This is a genomic window from Pseudocitrobacter vendiensis (assembly GCF_943590815.1).
Lineage (GTDB): Bacteria > Pseudomonadota > Gammaproteobacteria > Enterobacterales > Enterobacteriaceae > Pseudocitrobacter > Pseudocitrobacter vendiensis.
Genome location: NZ_CALSBS010000025.1, coordinates 1 through 23,335 on the forward strand (window position 1 = coordinate 1; position 23,335 = coordinate 23,335).

At 49.4% G+C, this 23,335-nt stretch carries 36 protein-coding genes and 1 pseudogene; 24 read left to right on the forward strand and 13 right to left on the reverse strand.

Annotation, left to right across the window (positions count from 1 at the left end; all coding sequences use genetic code 11):
• The 12 genes from NMC31_RS20340 to NMC31_RS20395 all read left to right on the forward strand — a co-directional run.
• Positions 1-516: DUF3085 domain-containing protein (locus NMC31_RS20340; RefSeq protein ID WP_253898956.1), on the forward strand; the 516-nt coding region annotated here is incomplete at its 5' end.
• Positions 517-1,085: 569 nt separating this feature from the next.
• Entirely contained in the window at positions 1,086-1,289 is a 204-nt protein-coding gene (locus tag NMC31_RS20345) for a hypothetical protein (RefSeq protein WP_022652350.1), read from the forward strand.
• A 49-nt stretch (positions 1,290-1,338) separates the two neighbouring features.
• Positions 1,339-1,563, forward strand: a complete 225-nt coding sequence (locus tag NMC31_RS20350; protein WP_022652349.1) for a hypothetical protein — start codon at positions 1,339-1,341, stop codon at positions 1,561-1,563.
• A complete protein-coding gene (locus NMC31_RS20355; RefSeq protein WP_022652348.1) occupies positions 1,553-1,804 on the forward strand; it encodes a hypothetical protein in 252 nt (83 codons plus the stop codon). The genes NMC31_RS20350 and NMC31_RS20355 overlap by 11 nt, the downstream gene beginning before the upstream one ends.
• Before the next feature lie 229 nt (positions 1,805-2,033).
• Positions 2,034-2,387, forward strand: a complete 354-nt coding sequence (locus tag NMC31_RS20360) for a hypothetical protein (protein ID WP_022652347.1) — start codon at positions 2,034-2,036, stop codon at positions 2,385-2,387.
• Positions 2,388-2,397: 10 nt separating this feature from the next.
• Positions 2,398-2,574: a hypothetical protein gene (locus tag NMC31_RS20365; RefSeq protein WP_162859439.1), complete on the forward strand. Its 177-nt coding sequence runs from the start codon at positions 2,398-2,400 to the stop codon at positions 2,572-2,574.
• A gap of 120 nt (positions 2,575-2,694) precedes the next feature.
• Complete coding sequence (locus NMC31_RS20370) at positions 2,695-2,976, forward strand: hypothetical protein (RefSeq protein ID WP_022652345.1); 282 nt, start codon at positions 2,695-2,697, stop codon at positions 2,974-2,976.
• Between the two features lie 237 nt (positions 2,977-3,213).
• Entirely contained in the window at positions 3,214-3,819 is a 606-nt protein-coding gene (locus NMC31_RS20375) for a hypothetical protein (protein ID WP_015063019.1), read from the forward strand.
• A gap of 433 nt (positions 3,820-4,252) precedes the next feature.
• The gene (locus tag NMC31_RS20380) at positions 4,253-5,593 is read left to right on the forward strand and encodes an ISNCY family transposase (RefSeq protein ID WP_000589001.1); all 1,341 of its coding nucleotides are present in this window, start codon (positions 4,253-4,255) and stop codon (positions 5,591-5,593) included.
• Positions 5,594-6,013: 420 nt separating this feature from the next.
• Positions 6,014-7,252 (forward strand): IS110 family RNA-guided transposase, encoded by a 1,239-nt coding sequence (locus tag NMC31_RS20385; protein WP_003030308.1) that lies wholly within the window; start codon positions 6,014-6,016, stop codon positions 7,250-7,252.
• Positions 7,253-7,727: 475 nt separating this feature from the next.
• Positions 7,728-8,300, forward strand: a complete 573-nt coding sequence (locus tag NMC31_RS20390) for a cytochrome b/b6 domain-containing protein (protein ID WP_001515348.1) — start codon at positions 7,728-7,730, stop codon at positions 8,298-8,300.
• Between the two features lie 199 nt (positions 8,301-8,499).
• Positions 8,500-9,423, forward strand: coding sequence for a cation diffusion facilitator family transporter (locus NMC31_RS20395; RefSeq protein ID WP_000167917.1), 924 nt, complete (start codon positions 8,500-8,502; stop codon positions 9,421-9,423).
• Between the two features lie 121 nt (positions 9,424-9,544).
• Here NMC31_RS20395 and NMC31_RS20400 read toward each other — a convergent pair.
• Positions 9,545-9,661, reverse strand: a pseudogene (locus tag NMC31_RS20400) (hypothetical protein); the annotation flags it as partial.
• Positions 9,662-9,685: 24 nt separating this feature from the next.
• Here NMC31_RS20400 and relB point away from each other — a divergent pair.
• From relB to NMC31_RS20415, 3 genes are all read left to right on the forward strand, one after another.
• Positions 9,686-9,925: a type II toxin-antitoxin system antitoxin RelB gene (gene relB, locus NMC31_RS20405; protein WP_000534858.1), complete on the forward strand. Its 240-nt coding sequence runs from the start codon at positions 9,686-9,688 to the stop codon at positions 9,923-9,925.
• Positions 9,925-10,212, forward strand: a complete 288-nt coding sequence (gene relE / locus NMC31_RS20410; RefSeq protein ID WP_000323025.1) for a type II toxin-antitoxin system mRNA interferase RelE — start codon at positions 9,925-9,927, stop codon at positions 10,210-10,212. The genes relB and relE overlap by 1 nt, the downstream gene beginning before the upstream one ends.
• Positions 10,213-10,282: 70 nt before the next feature.
• Positions 10,283-10,441: a type I toxin-antitoxin system Hok/Gef family toxin gene (locus NMC31_RS20415; protein WP_064758473.1), complete on the forward strand. Its 159-nt coding sequence runs from the start codon at positions 10,283-10,285 to the stop codon at positions 10,439-10,441.
• A 233-nt stretch (positions 10,442-10,674) separates the two neighbouring features.
• Here NMC31_RS20415 and NMC31_RS20420 read toward each other — a convergent pair whose 3' ends face one another.
• The 10 genes from NMC31_RS20420 to NMC31_RS20465 form a co-directional block, all read right to left on the reverse strand.
• The gene (locus NMC31_RS20420; RefSeq protein WP_044255297.1) at positions 10,675-10,881 is read right to left on the reverse strand and encodes a hypothetical protein; all 207 of its coding nucleotides are present in this window, start codon (positions 10,879-10,881) and stop codon (positions 10,675-10,677) included.
• Positions 10,882-10,920: 39 nt separating this feature from the next.
• The gene (locus NMC31_RS20425; protein ID WP_032610485.1) at positions 10,921-11,271 is read right to left on the reverse strand and encodes a hypothetical protein; all 351 of its coding nucleotides are present in this window, start codon (positions 11,269-11,271) and stop codon (positions 10,921-10,923) included.
• A 23-nt stretch (positions 11,272-11,294) separates the two neighbouring features.
• The gene (locus NMC31_RS20430; protein ID WP_032610483.1) at positions 11,295-11,864 is read right to left on the reverse strand and encodes a hypothetical protein; all 570 of its coding nucleotides are present in this window, start codon (positions 11,862-11,864) and stop codon (positions 11,295-11,297) included.
• A gap of 44 nt (positions 11,865-11,908) precedes the next feature.
• Entirely contained in the window at positions 11,909-12,241 is a 333-nt protein-coding gene (locus NMC31_RS20435; RefSeq protein ID WP_032610481.1) for a DUF5417 domain-containing protein, read from the reverse strand.
• 124 nt (positions 12,242-12,365) lie between these two features.
• Complete coding sequence (locus NMC31_RS20440; RefSeq protein WP_050596976.1) at positions 12,366-12,614, reverse strand: hypothetical protein; 249 nt, start codon at positions 12,612-12,614, stop codon at positions 12,366-12,368.
• Positions 12,615-12,673: 59 nt separating this feature from the next.
• Positions 12,674-13,228 carry a hypothetical protein gene (locus tag NMC31_RS20445; protein ID WP_015063016.1) on the reverse strand — a complete coding sequence of 185 codons (555 nt, stop codon included), beginning with the start codon at positions 13,226-13,228 and terminating at the stop codon, positions 12,674-12,676.
• 185 nt (positions 13,229-13,413) lie between these two features.
• Complete coding sequence (locus NMC31_RS20450; protein ID WP_032610524.1) at positions 13,414-13,695, reverse strand: hypothetical protein; 282 nt, start codon at positions 13,693-13,695, stop codon at positions 13,414-13,416.
• 117 nt (positions 13,696-13,812) lie between these two features.
• The gene (locus NMC31_RS20455; RefSeq protein ID WP_032610480.1) at positions 13,813-14,229 is read right to left on the reverse strand and encodes a hypothetical protein; all 417 of its coding nucleotides are present in this window, start codon (positions 14,227-14,229) and stop codon (positions 13,813-13,815) included.
• Positions 14,229-14,483 (reverse strand): hypothetical protein, encoded by a 255-nt coding sequence (locus tag NMC31_RS20460; protein WP_032610479.1) that lies wholly within the window; start codon positions 14,481-14,483, stop codon positions 14,229-14,231. Before NMC31_RS20460 ends, NMC31_RS20455 begins: the two co-directional genes overlap by 1 nt.
• Positions 14,484-14,493: 10 nt before the next feature.
• Positions 14,494-14,877, reverse strand: coding sequence for a hypothetical protein (locus tag NMC31_RS20465; protein WP_050596975.1), 384 nt, complete (start codon positions 14,875-14,877; stop codon positions 14,494-14,496).
• Positions 14,878-16,051: 1,174 nt separating this feature from the next.
• Here NMC31_RS20465 and NMC31_RS20470 point away from each other — a divergent pair.
• The 9 genes from NMC31_RS20470 to NMC31_RS20510 all read left to right on the forward strand — a co-directional run bounded on the left by NMC31_RS20470 (position 16,052) and on the right by NMC31_RS20510 (position 21,380).
• The gene (locus NMC31_RS20470; protein ID WP_032610476.1) at positions 16,052-17,257 is read left to right on the forward strand and encodes a DNA-binding protein; all 1,206 of its coding nucleotides are present in this window, start codon (positions 16,052-16,054) and stop codon (positions 17,255-17,257) included.
• A 64-nt stretch (positions 17,258-17,321) separates the two neighbouring features.
• A complete protein-coding gene (locus NMC31_RS20475; RefSeq protein ID WP_032610475.1) occupies positions 17,322-17,603 on the forward strand; it encodes a hypothetical protein in 282 nt (93 codons plus the stop codon).
• A gap of 378 nt (positions 17,604-17,981) precedes the next feature.
• Positions 17,982-18,278 carry a hypothetical protein gene (locus NMC31_RS20480; RefSeq protein ID WP_032610474.1) on the forward strand — a complete coding sequence of 99 codons (297 nt, stop codon included), beginning with the start codon at positions 17,982-17,984 and terminating at the stop codon, positions 18,276-18,278.
• 49 nt (positions 18,279-18,327) lie between these two features.
• The gene (locus tag NMC31_RS20485; protein ID WP_015063013.1) at positions 18,328-18,765 is read left to right on the forward strand and encodes a hypothetical protein; all 438 of its coding nucleotides are present in this window, start codon (positions 18,328-18,330) and stop codon (positions 18,763-18,765) included.
• An 81-nt stretch (positions 18,766-18,846) separates the two neighbouring features.
• Entirely contained in the window at positions 18,847-19,392 is a 546-nt protein-coding gene (locus NMC31_RS20490; protein WP_032610473.1) for a hypothetical protein, read from the forward strand.
• Positions 19,393-19,437: 45 nt separating this feature from the next.
• On the forward strand, positions 19,438-19,674 hold the full coding sequence (locus tag NMC31_RS20495; protein ID WP_032610472.1) for a DUF905 family protein: 237 nt from the start codon (positions 19,438-19,440) through the stop codon (positions 19,672-19,674).
• 537 nt (positions 19,675-20,211) lie between these two features.
• Positions 20,212-20,352, forward strand: a complete 141-nt coding sequence (locus tag NMC31_RS20500; protein WP_154591402.1) for a hypothetical protein — start codon at positions 20,212-20,214, stop codon at positions 20,350-20,352.
• 266 nt (positions 20,353-20,618) lie between these two features.
• Positions 20,619-20,933: a hypothetical protein gene (locus NMC31_RS20505; protein WP_015063011.1), complete on the forward strand. Its 315-nt coding sequence runs from the start codon at positions 20,619-20,621 to the stop codon at positions 20,931-20,933.
• Positions 20,934-21,020: 87 nt separating this feature from the next.
• Positions 21,021-21,380, forward strand: a complete 360-nt coding sequence (locus NMC31_RS20510; protein ID WP_015063010.1) for a hypothetical protein — start codon at positions 21,021-21,023, stop codon at positions 21,378-21,380.
• Positions 21,381-21,412: 32 nt separating this feature from the next.
• On the opposite strand, the gene NMC31_RS20515 is transcribed toward NMC31_RS20510, so the two are convergent.
• Together NMC31_RS20515 and NMC31_RS20520 are read right to left on the reverse strand one after the other, a co-directional pair.
• Positions 21,413-22,141 carry a nuclease-related domain-containing protein gene (locus NMC31_RS20515; RefSeq protein ID WP_015063009.1) on the reverse strand — a complete coding sequence of 243 codons (729 nt, stop codon included), beginning with the start codon at positions 22,139-22,141 and terminating at the stop codon, positions 21,413-21,415.
• A 1-nt stretch (position 22,142) separates the two neighbouring features.
• Positions 22,143-23,324 (reverse strand): S49 family peptidase, encoded by a 1,182-nt coding sequence (locus NMC31_RS20520; protein WP_032610470.1) that lies wholly within the window; start codon positions 23,322-23,324, stop codon positions 22,143-22,145.
• Positions 23,325-23,335 lie beyond the last annotated feature (11 nt).

The window sequence follows — 23,335 nt, forward strand, 5'->3', positions numbered from 1 at the left end:
CGCCGGATTGCGGAGAATAATCAGATGAGCAGATTAACATTCGAGATTTCAGGGGTAAAAAAACTGCTTAAAGAAATCCAGTCAGCGGATCAATTCCTTGCAACCGTTGATCAGCTTTTTGAGCCAACAAATTATCCGGGGGGGGTGCCTCTTAACGAAGCTGGTAAGACGGAAAAAGAAGCTTGCCTGGCAGGGGAAGTTTTCTGGCCATCGCCAAAGCATATGGTTCAGACCCGTCTGACCCCTCAGATTACTCTGGTAAAAGGCCATGGCGTCTGTCTGATTACCAATGCTTCTCTGGATGGAAGTCCTGTCTCCCGAGATACAGCTATCTATGCCCGTGGAATGAATCCGTCGCTTGATGAAGATTGGAATTATGAGTCTGATCAGATTATGGGAGGAGATGATAGTACAGTTACAGTACCGCTTGAGTGGTTTGAACTCGCAATCGAAAAGAAACTTAAGGCTTTTAGTCTCAAAGTATCCCCTACAAAAATAACGCTGGTGAATGGATAAACGAGTCACAGGCTGTATCGGTCTAACATGGTCTGTCCCTGATCTTTCAGCCAGCCGAACAGACCCACCTTAAAAGGAGTATTATGGCTGACACAAAGCGACCTATTTCCCCGCTTACACAGGCCCAAATCTATGTGTTGCATCGTCTGGCAAGCGGAACGCAGTATGAGATCTGCGGTGAATTTCGTCGGGCCCGGGAATGCCGGATGTATAGGGGGGCATCGGATGATGTGCGATGCCGTAGCACCCCGGTCCTCTTTCGGCTTGGGTTGGTTGAGCTGGCCAATCCGTCCCAGCGGCCTTTACCGGGAAGTTATTATCAGGTCAAGCTGAGCGCCACTGGGAGTGATCTCCTGAGGTCCATCGAACGCGACTAAATTTTTCAATTGGAACCGTTTTTCTCTCTGATATCAGGACGGGATGACCACAGGTACCTCGAAAAGAACCTCGCCATTGCCAACCCTGAGGCGCTATTTTTTTCTGGTCAAAATAGGCCCGTTAGCGAAAAAAAAACGGTATCTGATGTGGTGTAATGCTGTTGTCATTTCACCCCAGAAGGATAGCTACTGATGAAATTGTTTTATAGCAAACCAGTTCGCTTTATCGTCATTATCTGTGTATTTCTCCTCGGCGTTGATAACTTGAGCGATATGTTCGCCGATGTTTCCCGATCTGTATTCTACGGCGGTCTCGCTGCTCTCCTTGCAATTGCCGTCGTCATTGCCCGAGTTGGTTACACCAAAAATGCGGACAAGGCCAGCCAGGCGCAGTAACTTTTACTCAGCCACCTTTCGGTGGCTTTTTTTTCATAAGGACTGACTCATGCACAACATTGAAATTTCTACCGTCGCCATTTTCAGCGCCCAGTTTAAAAACATCGAAGACGCCGAGAATGCCGGGGCCCTATATTCAGTCGACATCGAATATCCGATGACGCTGAATGACCTGTCGCTGCTGTGTGAATCCGTAGCAAAAGCCGTTGGTGTCCCTAATGGAGTAAAGTACCAGTTTGTCACTCAGCCGCAACCGGAAGAAAGTGATTATTAACGCTTATGGCGACTGGCTGAACAGGAGAAGAACATTGCCCCATGTTGATCACACCCGGACGCTCCGGGTCCAGCTGTACGATGCCAGCCGCTTTCATGATGGCGCGACGGCGGAACAAGCTGGCGAACTGCATACTGTCGCATTCAGTAAACCCGCGATTACCGATGATATTCAGAAAATTGTGGATACCACTGCCGAGGTGCTCGGTAGACGCTACAGCGTTAACGTATTCTCAAACTGAGCGCCGGAGAAGGAGGTGTCCAGGTGACCTCCTTCTACCTTTTTTTAAATCAAAGACCGTCAAATTTAATTCCCCTGTCAGACGTCATCGGCACACTTAAAATAAAACCCGTCCTTTTCCCGGTTGCCATTTTCACTTTTCAGATATTCGTCAAAATATTTCACCACGGGTTATTTGGGCCAGAGGCCGTATTGATATAATGAGTTCACATTTCTGAAAGGAGTTTTAGATGAATAAGTCTCTGGTCAGCTTTGCGGAATTATCCGGCGATGCTATTAATCTTGCGCGACAGTCGGTTATCGAGATGGAAATGACCGCTGCCCGGGAAAAGATTGGAAAGGCTCGTTCGTTATTCCGCTCAGGTATTCATCGTGCTGTTAATGGCTATCCGCTGATTCAGTCGGCGGCTAACCAGATGAGCGTCATTAAACGACTCCAGAGCGACACAGAATATCTCGATGCCTGTATTACTGAGAATCTTTGTATGTTCTCGACAGAGGGTTATCTGTACCTGTTTATGCAACGCCGCTTCATTAATGAACCCGTGTCTGAAGGCCGGGAACTGAACAATATTTCCATTTAAAGGTGACATTATGAAACCATTTGGACTTGCCGGAAAACCGCAGCCTGAGCCCTGTGGCTGCTGCTGGTACTACCCGGAGGATTGCCGTTATGCTGCTGCGAAACCGCTTTACCGCCGCAGCCAGCGTAAGGCTGAGCGTCAGCGTCAGCGTGCGACTATTACCCGCACACTGGCCGAATCACGATAGCCGTAAGGACTGCTCATGCCTGGGCTGACAGTACCCTGTTACCTGGCGGCATTATCCGCTGTGAGTGATTATGATTAAATACGTCACCACGTCGACTTCCCCGATATCACCGGAGCAAAGATGAAACTCAGTCAGTTGGAGGCGGGGATGACCGTTTGGTCACTCTTCCGAACCAAAATGGGCAATACCACCATTAAGACAGTAACTCTTCATTCTGTCGTTATTCAGGAGGTTTACGATAACCACGTTATCGCCAGCTGGAACCGCAATGCGCCGCGTCGGTTCGGGGAAACGGCGATAAGTAGCTGGAAAAAAGATAAGCCGCTACTCATCCGCGACCGTTCCGGAAGTGCCCGTTTGGCGACGCGGGAAGAAAAATCCCGAATATTGGAATCAAAATAGCGCCCGTCCATCTTATCGGTTTGGCCCGTTCCGTTCTCAGCGTATTCCGGTGATGGCAGTTTCCCCCCCCCACTTAACTGTAGGGAAACAAAACAGCTCATTGCATCCCACCTTCCTGCTGTCATTTCCCTCTTTAATCCCGTTTTTTTCGAGCCCTTAACCCGCAAACTAGCTCCCGTTCACCGGGTATGATCAGCGTGTCTGTGACCATTAATTTTCAGAGTGAGGAGAGGGTACATGAACCAAACTGAATCGGACCCGTCCGGATATACCGCAACAACGGTCGATGAAGAACGCATGGCCATCAGGGAACTGATCGGCGAAGTGGTCGGCCGCTACCGTAGACAGGTACCGCCTGATCGCGTCCAGAAAGCTACTTTTGAGGTGAATGGCGGGCTGCTCATGGGGCTTTTGCTTGCTCTGCTGATGCTGGTATGTATTATCCAGCGTGTGGCAACTGGCGACCGACTGATGAGCTTTACCGGAGAGCCTGACGTCCGGGATATTCAGTTTACCCTGATGCTGGTCATGGAGCTCGCACTTGGCATTGTTGTCTGGTTCCTGATTGCGACGGGGGACTATTCGCGTCCCTGGCTCTATCGTCTTACTCCGGCAAAACCCGTCTGGCTTTTTGATGAAGTGGAGGACTCCGATTTGGTGCTGCTTTCCAGCAATCCCTTTATCAAACGCTGGCTTCACGAGGAACTAACGAAAATCAGGCGACTGACGTATACCCGCCTCGATGAGAAACTGGAGAAAATCGCCCATTACCCGGATAGCCTAATGCACAGTTGTGTTCGTGCTCACCGTTTGTCACTGATCGCGGGTTCGAAGACTGACTGATTACAGCCGGAAAGAAGCGGGGGACCGGACGGGCTGGCGGCGTTGAGTGTAGAGATTTGCATCCGTCTGTTTCGTCAGCGATTACGTCAGCCGTCCGCTGTTACGGCCTGCGAGGCAGCAAAACCTGAAATACTTACTTATTAAATATTTAGGCGGTCGACCTGTTCGTTTGAAGGGGGCTGGGTGGTATAATGGCTTCGGTGCTGGAGGCTTTTGCCCCAGCCAGCAGAATCACTGTTTGACTGTGGTAAAAAGCAGAAAGCCCCGAGTAATTTTTTCAAATTAACCCGAGGCCCCTGATGCTAGTCACATTAAAGGTTAGCCTCTTACCTGCAAAAATGCAAGGAGAAGAAGCCATGTGTTAACACCAAGCTGTAATGTCCCCTTTGAACCATTCTAAAATGTCCCCAGACAATTCTCTGGGGGATTTTTCATGATCAAAGAGACTGTTACGATGAGTCATAAGGAACTCGACCGACTTCACATTATTCAGGAGTCACTTAATCGCCATATTACTCAGGAACAAGCTGCGGCACGCATTGGCATTTCTATTCGGCAGGTTAAACGTCTGGTGCAACGGTATAGAAATGAAGGGCCTTCTGGTCTAGTTTCCCGCCGACGTGGAAAGCGTCCCAATAATTCCTTTTCTACCGAATTCAGAGCAACAGTAATTTCACTCCTCAAAGGCCGCTACGCTGATTTTGGACCTACGCTTGCGTGCGAAAAATTGCGCGAGATACACGGCTTGTGTTTATCCATTGAAACTCTCAGGAAGTGGATGGTAGAGGAGGGCATATGGCGCGAACGTCGTCGTAAGTTTGCCCGAATTTATCAGCGCCGGATGCGGCGCCCATCCTACGGTGAACTCATCCAGATTGATGGCTCGCCTCATGACTGGTTTGAAGGTCGGGGCCCCAAATGCACACTGATAGTCTTTATCGATGATGCTACCAGCGCTCTGATGGCGCTACGATTCGCTCCTGCAGAAACAACCCGGGCTTACATGGAAACCCTCCGGGGTTACCTTAATGATCATGGCGTACCACTGGCTCTCTATTCTGACAGACACAGTATATTCAGAGTAAATAACCCGGAGCGGGAAGGAGAGTTGACTCAGTTCACACGTGCGATAAAGACACTGGGCATCGAGCCAATCCATGCCAACAGCCCGCAGGCAAAAGGGCGGGTAGAGCGTGCCAATCAGACACTGCAGGACAGGCTGGTCAAAGAAATGCGGCTTCAGGGTATCAGTGATATTGAAACAGCAAACGCATGGTTGCCGACCTTTATTGAAGCCTATAACAACCGGTTTGCTACGCCGCCTCGTATTGCTGATAACGCCCATCTTGATGTACACCATTCTGAAGAGGAACTGGGTTATATCTTCAGCCTCCAGGCGAAGCGCGTTCTCTCCAAAAATCTCACTTTCCAGTACAAAAGCAGTGCGTTTCAGATTCGCAGTGAAGGCCGGGGATATCGACTTCGGCATTCGGTTGTCACGGTATGCGAAAGCTTTAACGGTGAAATTAAGGTTCTGTATGATGGGAAAGCGTTGGGATGGGAAAAATATGTTGATGGCCCGGAGCCTATACCACTGGATGATGAAAAAAGTGTCCATGAACGTGTGGATAATGCCCGTTTTGATTTACGCTCAAAATTCTACGTAAAACCTAAAGCTGACCATCCTTGGCTCACGCGCCGCACGCAAAGTAATCAGCAAGTGAAGCCCCCTAAATTACCCAGAAAGAAGGCTGATCCCGATAAAATGGACTGAAACCAGGCGTTATTCAGTTGAGTGCATATCCAGTCATAGGATAGATTCTTACGTAGCGTTTCTGGCGTGCATTTTCGGGTGGTTTGTTACTGTTTTTAACGGGGACACGTCAGAAACGCGCTCAGGCCGTCTGAGCGGTACGCGTAATGCGGCGTTATGGTAAATAGCCTATGCTAATGTCCGCTAAGAGCGAGATATAGTCATTCGCACCCTGAGAATTACACTTTAAGTGATTCAGGGTATGCGCTTACTGGTTACGAATATTGAGCGAGAATCACGTGATGATCGCCGCTTTTCTTTCGAGCCAGTGGGTGCTCCACGTTCGCTAACGAATACTCAGGGCATGCAGATAAACTGCTGGCTATATTTCTTTCGAAGAGCGTGGAATGCATACCAATCCCCGATAAAAAGGAGTTGGTGATGACTGCGACTAATCAATTTGCTGCGCACGTTGGTCTGGACTGGGCAGATAAAAAGCACGATGTCTGTGTTCAGTTTAAAAACGGTGAACGCACATTCCATGTGATTGAACATACGCCGGAAGCACTTGATGTCTGGCTTACCGAGTTACACCAGAAGGTAAAAGGCAGGATCGCTATCGCCGTTGAGCTGAAGAAAGGTCCCGTGGTGTATGCTCTTCAGAAATATCCATTTATCACCGTTTTCCCCGTCCACGCTTTGTCCCTGGCTCGTTACCGGCAGGCCTTCTCGCCCAGCGGCGCTAAAGATGACCCGCAGGATGCCGAGCTGGCATTAGAGTTAATGCTGCGTTATCCCCAAAAGATAAAAGCCATTGAACCCGACAATGCGGATATCCGGTTACTCCAGCAACTGGTTGAGCAGCGCCGTCAGCTGGTTGAAGATAAACGCCGTTTTGTGAACCGGATAATCAACACACTTAAACAGTATTATCCTCAGCCACTGGAGTGGTTCTCACATCGGGGTAGCTTACTATTGTGTGAGCTGATTATCCGGTGGCCCAGTCTGCAACAACTGAAACGAGCGAGGCGCGACACGATCCGCAACTTTCTGAATGCCAAAGGTGGCCGCGCAATGGCTCTTACCGAGCAACGTGTTGCGAGTATTGATAACGCGATCCCATTGACTACAGACCCGAGCGTTATAGAGGCTAATGCTTTGATGGCAACAGCACTGGCGACACAAATTAAAGTCGTGAGTGAAATCATCAAAACCTATGACGAACGAATCGAAGCGTTGTTTGACACATTGCCAGATGCGGAGCTGTTCAAATCACTTCCGGGCATGGGGCCGTGTATGGGCCCACGAATGCTTGCTGCACTTGGTGATAACCGTGACCGGTTTAACAGCGCTGAAGAAATTCAAAACTACGCAGGTATTGCACCGGTGACAGAACGAAGTGGCCAGAAATCCTGGGTTCACTGGCGATGGCAGTGTGCCAAGTTCGTCAGGCAAACCTTTGTTGAATGGGCTGCCAAGACGGTTAATTCATCATACTGGGCCAGACTGTATTATCAGGGCCTCAGAGAGAAGGGCAAATCTCATCAGTCTGCGATCCGGGCACTGGCGTTCAAATGGATAAGGATCATTTACCGCTGCTGGAAGGCCAGAACCCAGTACGATGAAGCAAAATATTTGCTGGCTCTCGAAGCGCGCCACTCGCCCTTACTGAAGCCATAAAAAGCTTGTCGAATGTCTCAGGGCGTGAAGCGGACATTGCAGACTGCCCAGTAGAAAAAGTGCTATCAGAATTATCTAAAGGAAGATCGTATTTACCATGTCTCATTCTAACTGTTTAATAAATTACAAAAATTAAAATTTCCATTTAATATCATCGCGTTAAGCAAGAGAATTAAACCTCTCATTTAATTTATGATTCTTATTTAATTCATGAGTTGGTGTAAAAATAGGTTGCCGCACTATAGAAAGACACATATTTAAACCCAGCAGGAAATCATATTTGAAAGTAATGTGTTTAAGGGGCTGCGTAACAAGAACAGCAAGTAAACACATAGTAATAACAGTTACCATTCCCATTTCGCAAGTGGCCATATCAGAGGTGAACTAATGCCTGCTGCAATTTTAAGAATTAAGGTTATCCTAATAATTCTTTTGTATGATTAAGATCATCGATAAATTTACTAAGGACTCATTAATGAAATTGCGACTCTGGAATCTATTACCCCATGATTACGCTCCTTTTTTTCGTATTCTTCACATCATTGTGGCATTTCTAATATTATCACAAATTATTAACTCTAATCTGACAGAGACCGAAGCAATTGGTGAACATAGTCTTGAAGGAGTTATAACCTGGATGCACATTATTTCAGGGTTAGGACTGATTATTTGTGGTTTTATTATGTTAAGTTGGATGCTTACTCAAAGAGGTTTTACTTATTATTTTTCATGGGTAGGGCTTGACTTTAGTGGTATTAAGCAAGATATAAAAACGTTGACTAGTTTCCGACTGCCCGATGCACATTCGGGAGGTATTGCCAGTACAATCCAAGGATTTGGAGTTCTAGCATTGCTAATTGTAGCACTTTCAGGTGGCCTATGGTTCTTGTTGAATACCATGCAGTCAAATCTGGCTGAAACAGTAATCCACTGGCATAAGTTCTTTACTACTTTCATTGAGGTCTATTTTTATGCACATGGTGCAATGGGAGTTTTGCATATTTTAATTGAAAAATATAAAAGCCGCTCAGTTAACCTAAGTGACTAATCTGTTGTGAGATAATATTACTTCAAGTTGAAGAAAACCCTAAAAATAAAATTTAGTTTACTAGAAGATGAAACAGCACTTGCAGAGACTTTTTAATTAAATTTAATAAAAACGAAAAAATATTCATGGCGAAATGATTGTTTAATTATCTATCATGGATAGAAATGTGAGTTAGTCGTCCTATTTTAGGAAGTTAATAATGACTAAAACAAAAGGGTTACCTCGTCCGCTGACGCACTACGCTTGGCTTTCCATTGCCACGGCTATTGCCACTATCGGACTCAAAGGTGTGGCGTGGAAAATGACCGGTTCGGTCGGTCTGCTATCTGATGCCATCGAATCCGTAGTTAACCTCGCAGGAGCCCTAATGGCGCTCTGGATGCTGACCTTGGCTGCGCTTCCGGCCGATGAGAACCATGCATATGGGCACGGCAAAGCCGAATATTTCTCGAGTGCTTTCGAAGGATTTCTGATCCTATTGGCGGCAGCCAGTATCGCCTATACCGCAGTTGAGCGGATGTTAACTCCACAGCCGCTTGAGGAGATTGGTCTCGGATTACTGGTTTCAACAGTCGCATCAATCCTTAATTTTGTGACGGCTCGCATTTTGTTAAGGGCTGGCAGGCAGCACAACTCTATCACTCTTGAGGCAGATGCTCATCACCTGCTGACCGATGTCTGGACGTCGGTCGGTGTCATTTTTGGTGTCGGACTGGTTTATCTGACCGGCTGGTTTTGGGTCGATCCGATCGTTGCATTGCTGGTCGCAGCCAACATCGTTTGGACTGGTTATCAGCTTATGAGTCGTTCAGCTGCAGGTCTGATGGACGTATCGCTACCCACGGAAGAACTCAAAAAAATCGAGTCACTGCTGGCAGGATATCGTGAACAGGGGCTTGATTTCCATGCACTACGTACACGCCAGGCTGGCGGGCGGGCGTTTATGACAATGCACATCCTAGTTCCTGGGCGATGGACTGTTCAATATGGGCACGACTGGGCCGAGCGTATAGAGAATGATATCCGCACCGCACTGCCTTTTATCCATATCACCACTCATGTGGAACCGTTGGAAGATCCCGCGTCAATGAACGACCAAACGCTCGACATTTCTGATCACTAAACTAACCACATGTCGCTGGTCGGGCAGGGTAACAAACCTCGCTCTACAAAAATTTCAGGTATTCTCTATAATTCTGAGGGTACTTGATGTGACCTGCGCCCAATTGTTGGGCACGCAATATTTTTAAAAAGTCCGCTTCTGGCACAAAGCGGACAGTGATCACCGTTCTTACGACTACTTTCTGACTTACTTCGTGACTTGCCCTAAGCATGTTGTAGTGCGATACTTGTAATGACATTTGTAATTACAAGGGGTGTAAGACATGGGTAGCATTAACCTACGTATTGACGATGAACTTAAAGCGCGTTCTTACGCCGCGCTTGAAAAAATGGGCGTAACTCCTTCTGAAGCGCTTCGTCTCATGCTCGAGTATATCGCTGACAATGAACGCTTGCCGTTCAAACAGACACTCCTGAGTGATGAAGATGCTGAACTTGTGGAGATAGTGAAAGAACGACTTCGTAATCCTAAGCCAGTACGTGTGACGCTGGATGAACTCTGATGGCGTATTTTCTGGATTTTGACGAGCGGGCACTAAAGGAATGGCGAAAGCTGGGCTCGACGGTACGTGAACAGTTGAAAAAGAAGCTGGTTGAAGTACTTGAGTCACCCCGGATTGAAGCAAACAAGCTCCGTGGTATGCCTGATTGTTACAAGATTAAGCTCCGGTCTTCAGGCTATCGCCTTGTATACCAGGTTATAGACGAGAAAGTTGTCGTTTTCGTGATTTCTGTTGGGAAAAGAGAACGCTCGGAAGTATATAGCGAGGCGGTCAAACGCATTCTCTGAACCAAAGCATGACATCTCTGTTTCGCACCGATGGTGACACTTCTGCTTTGCGTTGACAGGAGAAGAAGCCATGAAACTGCCGAACCAACCCGTTGTTTTGTGCGTATTGATAGTATGTCTTACGCTGTTGATATTCACCTGGCTTACGCGCAATTCGCTCTGCGAACTGCGGCTGAAAGACTGTACGCGGGAAGTGTCGGCTGTGATGGACTACGAATCCGGTAAGTAGCTGAAAGAGGGGGGGTAACCCCCCTCGATTCAGATGTGGCCAGCAAGCCAATAGCACCTTTAGAAAAGGGTTTCTCCGGTCGGGGAAACCCTTTTTTCCTTCCGTTCGGTGGCAGACCGCCACTCAATTACCCAAGGCATTCAACAGTCTCAGTGGAATACCGTCGGATTAAAATTCTCCCCAGAACGGCTGCGGCTCGCACTGGGTACCTCCTCCTGCGTCCTGTTTAATTCTCAACGCCTCAATTTTTCGAGGACCCGCCGCAATTTCCGAACCTGGCTGGTCGTGGAGAGAGTACTGGTTTGTGGATGACATGCACTGGTCTTCTCATTGGGCTGTAGCTCATAGGACATAGCCAGTGCGGTCAGTGCTTCTTCAGCATCCAGCAGAGCTTTAATGGCCGTCTGGCGCATCTCTGCACGGCGTTCAATTATGGTCATGTTTGTCCTTGCTGCATCCGGTAAAATGACGCCGGGTATTCAGTCTTTCACGTTTTTCAGAATGGCCTGGCGGCAGGCATTCCAGATCGTCTGGGCATTCGCATCGCAGTCCACGAACCCGCCGCATTCCTGATAGATGACCTGGTAGACGCTGTCTGGGATCTTCTCCGGTACAACCGGGGAAAAGATGCTGACGGATGCCTTTCCTTCGGCGGCGTCACAGACGGCGTCCAGATGATTCGCCATCCATTCGGTTAAATTCAGATCCTCCTGAATTGCCTGCGCCTTATAGCGTTCTTTTCTTGTTACAGTGGCACGCATCTGAATTTGTACGCTCGCAGGCTCTTCGCCCTTCATCGCATTCTGAAGTGCAGATTTGGGCTGTTTCATCTTCGTTTTCATTTTCAATCGCACTATTTGGAAAGCGGCTTGTCTTCAGTGGGCTGAACCGGGGCTGTCTCCCCCGGCGTAACCAGCACACCAGCTTCACTCAGCACATGTCTCCACTGCTCATCCCGGTAGGCCGTTGCGGCGTCGGCAGAATCAAAGCATTGGTCGCAGGGCGGACAATTTACGGTAACCAGGCTCACTACCGGCTTAACGTAGTACGCTCTTCCCCGTGGATAATCTTTTCCACAAGGGGCATAGAGCTCCTCGTCCCCACCAACACGGCGGAGGTGGAATTCTGGTTGCTGGCTGGCCTGCTCGGACAGCTTCACGGATGCCGTCTGCCAAGCTGCGATAGCCCGGGTCATGTCGCTTTCATGCCTGGCAAGATCTGCATCCCGGCGAGCCAGTAGGTGCGCGATAATATTGGCTTCATCGTAATTGATGACCGCCATTAGTTGACGGGTCGCTTCATCCCAGTCCTGTACTGCGGAGCCATCCAGTGGATTAGCGAGGTGCGCCTGGTATGTCGTACGGTAATTTGCGGCAGCACCTTCCAGCTGGTGCAGTTTTTCATCCGATAGTTGTTCGGTCATTGCACAGTTCCTTTTAGATGCAGGCTCAACGCTTGCATTAAAATTCATGCCGTCTGTTTGGCTGCGGCTTTACGCTGGGCGGCGATATGGGCGGCAATCTGCTTTTTGAGGCGCTTATAGTCAGCCCTGAAGCGTGCCACGTCATCGATCTCAATCATGTACCCGCAGCTGTAACCGGCATGCCCAAACGCATCGTCATCTTCGTAGTTTGGACAGTGATCGCTTTCCCAACCCGCTGCATCCAGCAATTCATCAATAGCGACGAGGTGTGCCCTGGGCGCATTCTCAATGATGAAGTAGAGCGAGCGACCCCAGAAGTGGCTGCGGGTACCTTCGATAACAGCAGTGTCGTTCGTGGTCTGGCGGGAAAGTTTCATTGGATACTCCTTTGCCCGGAGCCGCCGGGGCGGGGGTGTGATGTTCACACCTTGTGTTTGCAGTATGCGGTCCTTTTCAGGCAACCGGGAAAGTAACTTTTCGCTGCTGCTGGTGGACTGTCGCCTATTGCTCGCCAGCCTTTTTCTTTAGATAGTTTACGTCTGACTCATCACATACCTGATCCATATGACGCTGAATCCATGCCGAGATAGTCAGGCCATTACGCTTCGCCTCACGGACATAGCGTGATTTTTTCTCCGGGGTCATACGCATCTGGACCAGTGCCGTTGCTTTGTCGGCCTCATCTTTTTTCGCGTTATCGTTGCCCTTCATATGGATCGCGTTAACGTGCTTTTCATTGTTATCGGTCATAGTGTTCTCGGTCAAACAGAGCCGCGTAGTGCGGCTCCCAGGGGGAGAGTGCAGCCGTGTCATGTCGCTGTTGAAACCGTCGGGTCAGGGGCCAGTCCTGTGGCGAGGTTTACGGAAACGTTCTGCACGTTAGAATGAATTGTCTGGTCAGGCTGTTGGTCTGTATTATGGACGACGGTGTCTGATGGATTGTCAGCCATTCGAACAAGATCACCGGCCATAACTTCGTGCCGATGATCAAGCATGACTACGCCAGTCCGTGCCTGGGCACGGGGTGTGCCGTTAGCGCTGCGGATGAATGCACTTCGAAATCCCGTCACGGTACGAACAGTACCCTTGTCCAGGACCCGCTGGCCCGACTCCAGAGTCTCAGCTGCGGCCGCATGAAATTCCGCCACGGCAGCAGCAAACCACTTTTCGAAACGGGGAGCAATGGTCTTCACGGCAAGCGAGGTACAGGAATAGACCTGTTCAACCTGCTTAGAACCGTTTTTATCGGTAAAGGCGATAATGCCGATTCGGCCACAGTTAACGGTGTAGAAGGTTGGTCTGAAGCCGTTGGTGAGGAGTGATTTAACAGCTGAGAAGAAAGCGGATTTAAGCATCGGTTTCATGGGGTTATCCTGTATGCCCGGAAACGCCGGGGCGTGCGGCCAGAGTGCCGCTGTGTGATTAAATATACAGAATCAGAGTTGTTTTGTCAATACAAAACAACGGGTGCTTTTTCCACCTGATAGCTGTATTTATTTTTTAAATCAGACTGTTAAAGTTGTAATGCGCAGTGCAGCAGCGGGCTGAGTCAGCCCACCGAGATCACCGCCGTTGTGGCTAACTCCTGCCCACGCCCGGTCAGCCGTACGCGATAGAAACAGCTCTGTTCTAACCCACTTTTCAGAGTGAACTCAATCAGGCCCAGCCGGAAGAGGGGCGGCAGACTGGGGGCATTAACCGGAAAATATCCCAGCGTACTGAGGCAATCTGGACGCTGCTCCATCCCTTTCTTTCCGTTGCCCTGCATCAGGTAGCGGGTTCCGGTATTCAGCCGACGCAGAGTATAAATTTGGGCGTTAGTCAGCGTCATGATCATCGCCCTCTTCAGTGGAAGAGCTGACCGGCTGTTTCCAGCCGCAGTGACAGTCCTGTAGCGTTCCATCCCCCCCTTCAAGGTACGCCAGGCACTCGGGGCAATACAGCTTCATTACCACGGGACCACCTCGACATGTTCACCCAGCCAGGCCAGCTTCTCGCGAAGCAGTTCGGCGGCATTCATCTGGTCTTCGGCCCAGAATGGAGCGAGTCCCATAAATTCGCACCAGTACGCCAGACCGGATTTTCCGTCGTCCCGGTAAGTCCAGACCGCCTGGCCGTGACCCACGCCGGAGTCGACGGTTACATACAGCCCGGGCATGCATTCACAGGGCTCCTCGCAGTCGCAGGTGCCACTCTGGACCACGCGTACTCGTCTCAGCTTCACTGCGGTACGCAGGCGCAGGAGCTCCTCCAGCGCATCAGCGTCGAATTTCGTCGTGCTGACAAGGGTGTTTGCACTGGTTTTACGCAGCGCCTGAATACGGGTGCGAAGCGCATCGTTGCTGATAGTAGCCTTAATCATCATTATTCCCCCATCTCACCCAGCTGCTTGCGGATTGAAACGCTTTCCGCACGGAGTTCATCTTGTTTTGCCAGCAGGAAACGTTTTACAAGCGCCATCGCGTCCAGAAATTCAGTGGGCTCACATTCAACCCGTTCGCACACGCTCTGAACGGCTTCCGTCACCAGCGGCATTACGTCCAGCGCTGTCTGCATTTCCGAAATCACAGAGGAGTTGCCTGCGTAACGGGTTGCCAGTGACAGAGTCTCTTTGCTCATGGATCGCTCCTTATGCCGAGACCGGACGGACAAACAAGTCATGCGCCCCATCTGCCAGCGGCTCGCAGTAATCACCGAAACCGTCTGGCACAATGCTGCCATCGGCCACGATGCAGGAAGCCACCGGTTTCTGTGCCCGGTACGCTGCCAGTTCGGCTGCGTCGACTTTCGCGCCATCGGTCAGGTCAAAATGCAGATCGTCATACGCAGAGCCGTTCAGCTCTTCTTCCAGACTGATAGCCGCATTCAAGGTAGCCAGCGCATCAGCGACGTCACGTGAGTTGATTTTTGCGTCGCGCAGCTCTAGCTCAAAGGCCAGTTGCAGGCGGCGTACAGCGACGATGTGGGACTTATGCTGGGACAGACGAATGAGGGTGTCGATATCGTGGGTCATGATGCTTACCTTATGCCCGGAAACGCCGGGGCGTTGGTGCGGATGCCGCGCCATGGGATTACTATGATCTTCTGAACTTCTATTGTCAATACAATAGAAAACAACGTTTTGAGGATTTTTTATACAGGACGGATGCTGCGGTAAATTCAGTTGCACACAGTCATTAGCCCCTGCATTTACAGAAGATGGAGGCGGTTTAATCCAGGAGCTGACATCTTGATATGGACGCCAGCCGTCACAGCATGATTCTGCCCGGGGACACCGCGCCGAGTGTGACCTCCCGCAGACGGAAGAAGAGCGGGGGAGAATGTGCCCCTTCTCCCTGCGGTGGTCGCTGGGTTCAATATAGGATTGAAATTCCCCGCTTATCGACCAGATGTGGCATGCGAACAGGGTAGAATACTATTCCGGATTCACGAATTATCAGCGCCAGCCGGTGACCCGCTGACGTACCCGCTGCAACCTGTGCCGAAGGTGTCGACATGATTAAAAAGGAATGTATGAAAGAACGTACACAATCCCCGGGTGAGTCGTTTGCTCACGCTGAGTTTATGGAGAAAGTCTTTACCAACTTACGGATGTTTTGTGACGCCGAATACCGACGGTTAGCCACAGGTGAGAAAGAAACCCAACAGTCGCAACCGGAAAAGACCATACATTCGCATTATCTCGTGTAAGACCCATGCCGCCGTATCCTTTCCCGATGGCCGGGCAGATTTAGCCTGGCCCGATTTTAATTCCCTCATTCTACCTGCCCCGCGTTGAGATGTTCGACAGTGATCCCGGTTATTCTTTTATAGCGATAGATAGATTGCCATTCCATATTTTGGAAAAGTAACTTTAGATGCCTTGTGACGCCGCAGTTCCCCTCTTACTCATCTTCCCTTCAGCGCATGTAACACCTTTCATGCTGACGGTTCTGCATTATTGTGGGTTCTTGCAGACGGAAAAGTAACTTTTTCGATAAATTCCGGCTTTTTGGTACCCGATTTCACACTAAAGTTAAATTTGGCCTCCTTAGCGAAAAATTAAAACGGACGGATCACGTACTATTACCACGGGAAAAAAAGTTACTTTTTTTTTCGCCTCAGGTTATTAGGAAATGAATCGAACCTGGTATTGTTGTGTTGTAGCGAACAACCACCCTAAACGAAAATTTAAAAGGAAGGCCACAATGTCCACTATCGAAAATGATGTAAAAACCGCTAACAACGATATCAGCCTGCGCACTTACCTGGAGCGTTCCGGTAACGGCGCACGCAAAAGCAATGGTCTGGTCATCAACCCGGCAGTGGTCGAAGAGGAAGAAGGTTTTAACACCCGTACCGCTGGCATGGGAGAAAGCTACTACTCCTTACCCCACGTGGTAGCCCACCTGAACAGTCTTAAAGAGTCCTATAAGTCTGAGCCTTTAAGCGTACCAGCTATCGTCGTGCAGGTTCTGAATGGTCGTCCTGTTCTGCGTCAGGGGGCATGTCGTATCCGCGCCGCCGCTATGGCAAACATCGAGCTGGCAGAGGAAGGGCGTGAACTGATTTCGTTAATTCGCTGCGAGGAGTTTCGCGGTAGCCGCGCCAGTGCCGAACAGTTTACGCTGGACGGTAACTCTAATCTGGCTCTGTCTGTCGTGGCTGAGGCGCTCTCCATCAAACGGATGGTCGAAGATGCTGAAGAACCTAAAACGTTCGCAGAACTGGCCAAGCGTCGCGGTAAAACAGAACAGCACCTGCGTCAGATGGTTCGCGTCCTGGACCTGCCTGAAGCCCTCCAGGTTATGCTGGTGACAGGGGAAGTGAGCATGTATGTCGCGCTGGATGAATATCTCTACAGCGGCGATAAGGCCGTGAATAATATCACCAAAGCCATCGACGTCTATGGCAAGGCTACGGCCAAAACCCTTAAATTCGTCAAAGCTGGCAACATTGATGCAGCCATGCAGCCGAAAGCGCCGGTCGTGCAGGAAACGAACGCAAACACCCCTGAAACCACCGTGACGGAACAAACATCCGTCGAAGGTACTACGGATGAGACCACCCCGCCGCAGCTGGTGGACGGGAATGTTGGGACCAACCCGGAGCCAACTCCGGAAAACACCCCGGAGCCGAAGGCGAAAGATCCGATCAAAACGCCAGAGCCTAAAACTGTATCGGTCTCCAGCGTACTCAACAAAAAGACCGTGACGACGATTGCGGACACGGCAATCCCGCTTTTTTCGCGTATTGCGGAAGAAGCAGAACAACGTGCCGCTAAGAACCTCAGCGACGATACGTACACCTTAGTGCTGACCAATGATGAGATGAATGCCATCTGTGAAGCCCACGGCAATCTCACGCAGTACCTGCGTAAGCATGCCGAAAAGCAGCAACAGGGCCAGGCATGATTTTCTGACCGACCCTCCACCCGGTAGGGTCGGTTACCACCACAGGTCAAGGAGAAACAGGGTAATGAAGAATATCGCGATCAACGTCAGCACGAAGGCACCATTGCAGACAGTTAAGGACCCTGTGACCCGGGTCAGCATTCAGTGTACGGCGAAGGATGAGAAGGGCGAAGACGTGGAAGTGAATATTCTCGATCTGGAGCAGCACCACACCACCAACGAAATTAAAGTGACTTTTGGCGGCTCCCCCTCCCAGGCGCTGACCATGCTCAGCCGGGTGATGGACGTGCTGCAACAGCAGGCGGACGCAGAGCTGCAACTGAATTCTTACGCTCGTTTGCAGTAAACGTAAAAGGTGAATGATCCGTTTTAATAAGTACCTGCAAACCCCATGGATACCGATTTGACGAATGGCACACCCATTTATAAATCTTAACCGCCACTGAACAGGCAATAAACAGAGTTATTGTGAACTTACATCCGAGGGAAAATAGGTGGCTACCAGCTTTTAGGATGGTGATATTCAAATAACTGCAAAATTACGAATTAGCAAGCGTATTGTAGGGAATACATAATGGTAGAATAAGATATGGTTTTAATAATTTACAACGCTTAAATCCACATTCGTCCATATTTAATATTTATGGGAATTTAAAAATATATTCAGTGTAGGTTATTAGCTAGCAGGTCGAATTTTATATAATACCAAAAAACAGGAGGTATTATGAAAACCAGTCTGGCTTACGCATCTAATTGTTCCGACGCTCTCTATTCCTTTATTTACAAGGCACTGCAACAACGCTCAGGTGCCGAAAATGAAAGTCTCTATCAGCAGGCTATTTCAGCGTGCCGTACTCCGAAGCAAAAAAAGAAAATGGCCGGTTACTACGCCGGTCCGTGGCAGATGCTGTTTAACGCCTGGTGTTACAACCGCCTACCCAACATTGCCGTACTGCCCGTGTTGGCACAGCAGTGCTTATCCTTTTTGCAGTGCGAAGAACTGATCGCCGACTGGCACTAATCACATTATGTCCTGCTGGTGGATGCTGGCAGGTCTGGAGTACCTTTAAATGTACAGATATGACAGGAACCGGCAGTCGTTCAACCTGGTCAATGCGCTTCAGCCGGTCTATCGCAACAACGGTGGCGGTTTGTTTGAGTTCGACCGCAGGAAGCAACATGAAACGGCTGATCTCATCTTCGAGGCACTGACGTTTTCCCAGGCGCCCGAACTGGAGCTGGCGAAATTTGTCCGTCTTAAATCTGTGCGCCGAATTGCACAGTTTGACGACGGTGAAGTGCGCTATGGCGTTCACGTTGAACTGGCCGACGCTGTTGATAATAATTCCTTCAGAATTTTCAAAGATGATAATACAGGTGGATTTGATTTTTATTTATTTTCTACTTCAAATAATGAAGCAGAGCTTGTCCGCTTTAATCTGGATGTCTGTGGTATTCATTTACAGGACATTTTTGAACGGTCAACCGGCTTGTGTCTGTCGTACTGAATTATTTATTAAATATTTCACTTCAGGTTATTAGCCACGAAACCGGTTGTGGAATAATAATAAAAAACGACGAGGTGAAATATGAAAAATCTTAATATTCAGATTAACGACATCGCAGCAATTAACACACTTGGTGGATCAATGCTGGCGGATATCATCGCCACCCAATATAAAGTAATTGGTGATAACAAAGACACTGCGGAAATGCCTATGCCGTGTATTGCTTACGGGCAGACCCCTGCAAATATCGACCCAGGCGTCTTCATCAACCGTGTGTACTGCTTGGACAGTCAATCGCTAAGTGCCAGCCTGCGTTACGAGCTGTTTAACGGACTTGCGAACCAGGCGTTTACCTTCTTCTGCCAGTCGGGCTGGTACGGTGCATTCCGGGTGGTGTCTTTCCGTGATAACGGACCTGCCGGACTCCTTAATATCGGCATTGTCCATGAGAAGGTGTTAAACGAATTTTGCGCCGATTTTCCCCGGGCTAATGTCAGCGAAACCGGCTTTAACTGCGGCATGACATTTGACCAGATCCGGATGTTTATTTCAGACCGGGCCTATCAGATGCCGCTCTACAACAACCAAGATCACTTCGTTAAACTCGCGAAACGCCTTGTGGCCTGACACCCAGTGCCAGGCTCAGGCCTGGCCATTATGAAGGAAATGCCCATGAGCGGATTTTTCAGCAACGAATCACCGTTATCACTGGCTCAAGCCCGCGCCGTTGCCGCCGGTTACCAGAACGTCTTTATCGAAAACCTCCAGCCAGCAGGCCATTTCCAGATTGCCATCCGTAATCATCGCGACCACGATCGCCAGCTGATCTGGCGTAACTGGAATTATGAACCCGATGCCTATGATGCGCTCAATAGCCACCTGCAAAGCCACGGACTGAAGGCCAGCTGATCAGCACAAGAACCCGGTAACTCCGGGTTTCTTTTTATGGACTCAGCTGTCAGTGCTGGCAAACGGGGAAGGGAGTCTGGGTCTGCCCGGGGCCCACAGCTGGTGGTATAAGTCTGACCCGCATGCAGATGGTTTCGCCCGGTGCCGAGATGGCGCCGGGGAACTGAAAAGGTATCTTGCATCCGGAAAGAAATCGTCGTGACCTCCCGACCTGCGTGTAGATATGCCTGGCGGATGCCTGCGGTGTGTCGTCTGTAACTGAACTGAGCCATCTTAATTCGCGATCGAGAGAAAAGGGACGTGCTAGCAAAAATTAAGCGCGAGGGACTTTGATATAAATACTCAGACAATTAACGATGACTCACAGGATTTCACTGGTGCTTATGATTCTCCATATTGTTTTAACCCTCTATGTGGTTGTATGTCTTTTCTGCTGTCTATTTTTGAGAGCCCGTAATAAAAAGGCACTTTGCCATTCCCAGACCGAAGGGCGTCGGTATACGCAGGATAGTAAGAGAGGGGGGATTGCCGACGGAAATGGTTCCTTCTTTACCCCCGATACCTCAGGCGGTGATGGTGGATGTGGGGGTGGTGGTGACGCTGGTGGCGGATGTGGGGGTGGTGGTGATTGATGCTGTTCGCAGGCGTCCGCTGGTGGGGAGCTATCGACATTGGTAATTTTGACGGTTTTTTTCGTAAAGGTTGCGGCCGTGGGCTCTGGCTGGTGGGGCGTGAAGTCAGAGAATCTAAATTAAATCCGTCGTGCAGAAAAGTACCTTTTCTGAATCTGTCAGACGCATCCGGAAAGAAAATATCTCTCGGGGCAGCAAAGGCACGCCGGAGGTGATTTGCAGATTCAAGCGGGAAAGTCTATTTTTCATGCACCGAACCTATTTGGGCTGGGACGGAACCTGGTATAATGGACACATACAAAGGAGGGCATTATGAATACTTTTCTTTACGTACTGGTAGGCTGGATTGTCGTGCTGTATCTGGTTAATAAAGTGCGCGAAAAACGCAGCAAAGCGAAAGCGGTTAAAATCCTGGTGAAACGCAATGGCGTTTATCAAGAAGTGGATGCCGTAATGTTGCCCAAATACCAAGGCAGCGATGTGAGTACAGTTAAGACAGGCAATGAATCAGCCTCGCAATGGTTGAATAAAGAGGATGATATTACTGAACCGGAGTACTACAGTGGCGCTTCATTATTGAAGGCAACGAGAGATTTTGAAGCTCAACAAATGGAACAAAAATTCTAGCTACACTAGCCAGTTTTCACGACTAGGAACTGTTAGTTGAACCCTATTCATTCAGATTTAATAGGGTTGGACGGGAGGAGTTTAATAATGACAACGGCCAACGTAACCACCACTACTATCTACCGCTCCGATGATATTGTGCCTTTTCGTCGGCCACAGGGCGTTCTGGATAATCGTTATATGCCGCAGGCTTATGCTCTGGTACGGAACTGGGCCAGCAAACCAGCGGAGTACGGTTCTGGTGTTCTGGCAACCTACAGACAGGCGGTAGTTAATCTTGCGTATCAGGTTAAAGGGACTCGTGTGATTTTAATTCTGGTTCCCATTGAATGTGAGCCGGTTGGCGTAATCATGACTGACACAGTCTTATGGCCGTCGCTACCCATTGGGGAGGTCATGCAAATTATGCAGGAAGCATGGCAAAATATTCCGGTGTTGAATCCATAAAAAAGCCCCGCATAAATTAGCAGGGCTTTTTTTTACTTTGTCGAACCGAATATTTTACCCGGTAGATTCCGAAGAAAGCGCAAAAGGTTATAGGTAATACGCTGCTCCAATCGCATAGTTGTTTTGTATCTGGTGGTAACGTTGTGGATATGGTCCAGATCAGTATAAAGGCCAGGAGGCTTTCTCTTTAACTTCAGCTCCCCACGGATATAACTTACTGCCTCAGGCTTGAATACAGTTAACTGGCGCCGCTCAGTGACTTTCCGAACAAAATCACCCATACCCATGCAAAGCCAGTCTGGCTTCTCACCTTCAAACTTGCAGGGCCCGTTAATGATGACAACATTGATACACTCCAGTTCGCTGGCGCGTAATGTAGACTGAATGGCCTTGATGTGACCGTAGTTTTGCCTGAACGGGTTTTGTAACTTTAGTGTCCCTGACGATTTCCATTTTCGCCAGTGGCTTTCATCCAGCTTCCCATAGAGCTTTCCAGCATAGTTCTTCTGCTCGATGACGTAGAGCCCATGAGAGGCGATAAGGACGTGATCAATCTGCGTGGTGCCAGTGGCACTAACCGGCAGAGTTAAATCGCTCAGAAGGCCTTCTGCATCATCAGGAAGGTACGCTTCAATTTGCTTGGCCGTCCTGCGTTCAGCAATGGCTGACGATACGAATCCCATCAAGCAATAAAGCACAATGAGTACCAGGGCAATAATACTTATTGCTATCACCCGCCACGCCATCAGGATCACGTCCATCTTATTTCACCGTCGGATAGCTGGTGGCCTGAACAGAATCAAGTAACCGGGAGGTTGTGCCCGCCAGCGTTTCGATGTTGGTTGACAGGCTCATTAACATACCGAGCGCGGAGCGAAGCGATCGTTGCGGCTCGTTGTACGTTTTGAATGTAGTGGTCGAATACATTTGAGACAGACGCGAACGGACCTCGACTGGTGTCAGGTCACCGTCGATGAGACCGTACTGGATTGCTTGCTGCGTTGTCCATACCCGGCCGGAATACAGAGCGACAGCATTTGCCTCCGGGCGGCTAATTAGTTTGTTACCCCGGCCTTGCTCAACGTCCGAAATAAATTTTTCATGCATGGAATCCAGGATTTGCTTCTGCATAAAATCCCGGGTGGCCTCGGAAAGCGGATGATAAGGGTCGAGTGCAGCTTTAAATTCCCCTGCTGTGAGCGGCTCATTTTTAACACCGACCGTATCCATGACGCGGGACAGGTTCCAGTGATCCATTCGTATGCCGATCGAGCCGGTCAGAGCGCTGCTATCTGCATAAATGGCGTCAGCAGGGGACACGGCGTAGTAGCACGCTGAAGCACAAATGCCTTTGACGCTAACGATAATAGGCTTATAGCTGGTTTCCATATCGGCAATGAAACGGCCACTCCCGGCGGAGAGGACCTCCAGGGTATTGCGTTTCGATTGTTCGGCATTGATATCGTCCTGCGAGCGTGAAGCACTGGTATCACCCGTATTACGGGTCTTGCTTGCGGATTCCGCATGTGAAATACGTTCAATCTTCTGCTGGTGGCTTCGAAGTGCATTAATCTGGCGATAAATAATAATCGCGTCTGAAGGTCCGCCACCACCTGACTCCGCCTCGATAATGACAGCTTTGGCATGCGGGTTGTTGTACGCTTTTGCCAGTGCTGCGGCTATCACAGAACCGTCACCGGCCTCTGACCCGGTGCCCATTTCTCCCGATATGCGCACGACGGCAATATGATCCATTCGTCCTTCTGATTCCTGATACTTATCGTAAATATTAAAGGCCGAAACCCCTGCTGCTGCTAATGCCAGAAGGGAAATAACCACTTTTGAGGTGGTATGGATTCGGAACATCTTATAAAAACGGTCAGCGTTCTCATCAAGCGATTCTTTGATATTGGCAGGTGACTTCTTATTTTTACGGTTAAACATCTGACCACCTT

Coding starts and splice junctions, on each gene's coding strand:
- NMC31_RS20390 (WP_001515348.1), top strand. CDS start 7,728: ATGAAATTGCGACTCTGGAATCTATTACCCCATGATTACGCTCCTTTT.
- NMC31_RS20510 (WP_015063010.1), top strand. CDS start 21,021: ATGACAACGGCCAACGTAACCACCACTACTATCTACCGCTCCGATGAT.
- NMC31_RS20475 (WP_032610475.1), top strand. CDS start 17,322: ATGAAGAATATCGCGATCAACGTCAGCACGAAGGCACCATTGCAGACA.
- NMC31_RS20455 (WP_032610480.1), bottom strand. CDS start 14,229: ATGATGATTAAGGCTACTATCAGCAACGATGCGCTTCGCACCCGTATT.
- NMC31_RS20450 (WP_032610524.1), bottom strand. CDS start 13,695: ATGACGCTGACTAACGCCCAAATTTATACTCTGCGTCGGCTGAATACC.
- NMC31_RS20500 (WP_154591402.1), top strand. CDS start 20,212: ATGGTTCCTTCTTTACCCCCGATACCTCAGGCGGTGATGGTGGATGTG.
- NMC31_RS20415 (WP_064758473.1), top strand. CDS start 10,283: ATGAAACTGCCGAACCAACCCGTTGTTTTGTGCGTATTGATAGTATGT.
- NMC31_RS20365 (WP_162859439.1), top strand. CDS start 2,398: ATGAAACCATTTGGACTTGCCGGAAAACCGCAGCCTGAGCCCTGTGGC.
- NMC31_RS20465 (WP_050596975.1), bottom strand. CDS start 14,877: ATGACCCACGATATCGACACCCTCATTCGTCTGTCCCAGCATAAGTCC.
- NMC31_RS20435 (WP_032610481.1), bottom strand. CDS start 12,241: ATGAAACTTTCCCGCCAGACCACGAACGACACTGCTGTTATCGAAGGT.
- NMC31_RS20380 (WP_000589001.1), top strand. CDS start 4,253: ATGATCAAAGAGACTGTTACGATGAGTCATAAGGAACTCGACCGACTT.
- NMC31_RS20495 (WP_032610472.1), top strand. CDS start 19,438: ATGAGCGGATTTTTCAGCAACGAATCACCGTTATCACTGGCTCAAGCC.
- NMC31_RS20480 (WP_032610474.1), top strand. CDS start 17,982: ATGAAAACCAGTCTGGCTTACGCATCTAATTGTTCCGACGCTCTCTAT.
- NMC31_RS20440 (WP_050596976.1), bottom strand. CDS start 12,614: ATGACCGATAACAATGAAAAGCACGTTAACGCGATCCATATGAAGGGC.
- NMC31_RS20370 (WP_022652345.1), top strand. CDS start 2,695: ATGAAACTCAGTCAGTTGGAGGCGGGGATGACCGTTTGGTCACTCTTC.
- NMC31_RS20470 (WP_032610476.1), top strand. CDS start 16,052: ATGTCCACTATCGAAAATGATGTAAAAACCGCTAACAACGATATCAGC.
- relB (WP_000534858.1), top strand. CDS start 9,686: ATGGGTAGCATTAACCTACGTATTGACGATGAACTTAAAGCGCGTTCT.
- NMC31_RS20395 (WP_000167917.1), top strand. CDS start 8,500: ATGACTAAAACAAAAGGGTTACCTCGTCCGCTGACGCACTACGCTTGG.
- NMC31_RS20460 (WP_032610479.1), bottom strand. CDS start 14,483: ATGAGCAAAGAGACTCTGTCACTGGCAACCCGTTACGCAGGCAACTCC.
- NMC31_RS20485 (WP_015063013.1), top strand. CDS start 18,328: ATGTACAGATATGACAGGAACCGGCAGTCGTTCAACCTGGTCAATGCG.
- NMC31_RS20425 (WP_032610485.1), bottom strand. CDS start 11,271: ATGAAACAGCCCAAATCTGCACTTCAGAATGCGATGAAGGGCGAAGAG.
- NMC31_RS20385 (WP_003030308.1), top strand. CDS start 6,014: ATGACTGCGACTAATCAATTTGCTGCGCACGTTGGTCTGGACTGGGCA.
- NMC31_RS20490 (WP_032610473.1), top strand. CDS start 18,847: ATGAAAAATCTTAATATTCAGATTAACGACATCGCAGCAATTAACACA.
- NMC31_RS20445 (WP_015063016.1), bottom strand. CDS start 13,228: ATGAAACCGATGCTTAAATCCGCTTTCTTCTCAGCTGTTAAATCACTC.
- NMC31_RS20360 (WP_022652347.1), top strand. CDS start 2,034: ATGAATAAGTCTCTGGTCAGCTTTGCGGAATTATCCGGCGATGCTATT.
- NMC31_RS20505 (WP_015063011.1), top strand. CDS start 20,619: ATGAATACTTTTCTTTACGTACTGGTAGGCTGGATTGTCGTGCTGTAT.
- NMC31_RS20515 (WP_015063009.1), bottom strand. CDS start 22,141: ATGGACGTGATCCTGATGGCGTGGCGGGTGATAGCAATAAGTATTATT.
- NMC31_RS20520 (WP_032610470.1), bottom strand. CDS start 23,324: ATGTTTAACCGTAAAAATAAGAAGTCACCTGCCAATATCAAAGAATCG.
- relE (WP_000323025.1), top strand. CDS start 9,925: ATGGCGTATTTTCTGGATTTTGACGAGCGGGCACTAAAGGAATGGCGA.
- NMC31_RS20375 (WP_015063019.1), top strand. CDS start 3,214: ATGAACCAAACTGAATCGGACCCGTCCGGATATACCGCAACAACGGTC.
- NMC31_RS20430 (WP_032610483.1), bottom strand. CDS start 11,864: ATGACCGAACAACTATCGGATGAAAAACTGCACCAGCTGGAAGGTGCT.
- NMC31_RS20345 (WP_022652350.1), top strand. CDS start 1,086: ATGAAATTGTTTTATAGCAAACCAGTTCGCTTTATCGTCATTATCTGT.
- NMC31_RS20350 (WP_022652349.1), top strand. CDS start 1,339: ATGCACAACATTGAAATTTCTACCGTCGCCATTTTCAGCGCCCAGTTT.
- NMC31_RS20420 (WP_044255297.1), bottom strand. CDS start 10,881: ATGACCATAATTGAACGCCGTGCAGAGATGCGCCAGACGGCCATTAAA.